Origin of the sequence: Streptomyces sp. NPDC002130, assembly GCF_040296465.1 — a bacterium.
Classification (GTDB): Bacteria; Actinomycetota; Actinomycetes; order Streptomycetales; family Streptomycetaceae; genus Streptomyces.
The window spans coordinates 1-2,027 of sequence record NZ_JBEOXI010000620.1; the positions used below are offsets into that span (position 1 = coordinate 1).

The 2,027-nt window shown below is 72.5% G+C and carries 1 protein-coding gene; it reads right to left on the reverse strand.

Features of this window, described 5'->3' with window-relative positions; all coding sequences use genetic code 11:
- Nucleotides 1-106: 106 nt before the first annotated feature.
- On the reverse strand, nt 107-2,027 hold a 1,921-nt coding region (locus ABT116_RS43595; protein WP_351646339.1), incomplete at its 5' end, for a DUF1996 domain-containing protein.

Consider the following 2,027-nt stretch of genomic DNA (forward strand, 5'->3'; position numbering starts at 1 on the left):
GGCCGGAGCACGGGGCCGGAGCGGGGCCCCGGCCCGAGACGCGCGACGGCGGCGGGATCCGGTGGGGATCCCGCCGCCGTTCACGGCTCACGTCCGGGCGTGGCTCCTAGCCGCGCCGCACCCGGCGCAGGACGACGAAGCCCGCGATGACCAGCACTGCGCCCGCCGCGGCCGGCCAGAGCTGTGCTCCGGTGTCCGCCAGGCCGCCCTCGCCGACCGCCTGGGGCTCGGTGCGGGACGGAGCCGACGGGGTCGGGGCGGCACTGGTCGCCGTGCCGACGGCCTGGGACTCGCCGAGGCCGTCCGCGTCCTCGCCGTCGTCGCCCTTCGCGCCGCCGTCGTCCTTCGCGCCGCCGTCGTCCCCGGCGGCGTTGCCGCCGTCCGCCGAGTCGGTGGCCTTCACCTCGGGTTGTGCCTTGCCCGGGGCCGTGGACGCGTCGCCGGGCTCCGGTTCGGGGACCGGCTTGTCCGCCGGGGGCTTCGGGGCCTCACCCTTGCCGTCGTCGCCGCCGTCGCCCTTGTCGCCGGGCTTCCCGCCGCCGTTGCCGTCCTGCGGGGCTCCAGGAGCCTTCGTCGGCTCCTCCTGCGGGGCCTCCGGCGACTTGGTGGGCTCCTCCTGCGGGGCCTCGGGAGTCTTGGTCGGCTCCTCCTGCGGGGCCTCCGGCGTCTTGGTGGGCTCCTCCTCGGGCTCCTCGCCCGGTGTGGGGTCCTGCCCGCCGTCCGCTCCGGCTCCGCACTTACGGCCGTCGTTGATGCAGTCGACCATCTCCCCCATCAGATCCTCGTCGAAGATGTTGATGAAGTCGCCGTGGTCCGTGACCGGCTTGTGCAGCTGCTCCGGGAAGGAGTCGACCGCGAACAGCGGTGTCGTACGGCCGCCGTCCTGCAGGCTCGGCGCGTCGACGTCGTAGACGATGCGCTGGACGAGCTGCGGGATGGGGCGGAAGCCGGACGGGCAGTTGCCGGAGGCGCCCGCGAACGCCACATGGGTGCGGTGGTTGGCGCTGTCGATGTTGCGGCCGTCCCAGCAGCTCTGGAACTTGAAGGTCCGTACGACGTCGCTGCCCTGCGGGCACAGCGGGTACTTGTCCTTCAGCTGCCGGTCCTCGAAGCCGGTGCAGCTCCAGGAGGCGTTGGCGTTGGCCGGGCCGTTGACGAACGACTTGGCATCGCCGGTGATGATGCGCAGCAGCCGCGGCATGGCCGTGACCTTCTCGCGCGGGTTGCCGACGAACGTCAGCGTGACCTGCTTCGGCGTCACGATCTCGCCGGCGTTGCCCTCGATGCCGCCGCCGGGTTTGTCGGCGTCCTGCTCCTCGGCGCCGTTCTGCAGACGCACGACGGGCCAGTAGTAGGACGACTTGTCGCCCTGGTCGTCGCAACTGGTCTTTGCCTTCGCCAGGTCCTGGTCGCTGGCGAAGGCGTTGTTGGACTGGTTGCCGACGTAGTCGTGGAAGTGGTGGGCGCCGTTGGTGACCCCCGGCGCGGCGATGATGTTGTCGGAGTTGAACAGCCCGTTCTCGTTCACGCCGCAGCTGGTCGCGAAGGAGCCGCGGGAGGCGCCGCCCTCCTCGCGGGGGTTGTTCACGTTGGGCTGGACGCTCTTGATGTCCGCGAAGTCGGCGGCGACGGGGCCGTTGCCCGCCTGTCCGCCGTTGGCGCCCTGGCCCTGGCCGTTCTGCTGCCCCTGGCCTGCCTGGCCCTGCTCCTGGCCGGGCTGCTGGGTCGCGCCGGCGTCCTGGCCCTCACCCTGCGCGGGAGCCTGGTTGCCGTCCTGGAGGGTGCAGGCGGCGAGGGCGTCGAGCCCCTCGGGGCGGTCTCCCACCCGGTCGATGGCGATGGCGATGCGCTCGAGGGTCGCGACCCGCTTCTCCTTCAGCGGGTTCACGACCGCACTGTCGGCGAAGCCGGGATCCTGCTGCACCTGCTGGGCCGATTCGCTCAGCCGCTGGTAGGCCTTGGCTATCTGCTCGTCCAGGAGGGCGAGTTCCTTGTCGACCTCCCCCCGCGCCTGCTCGGGGACCGAG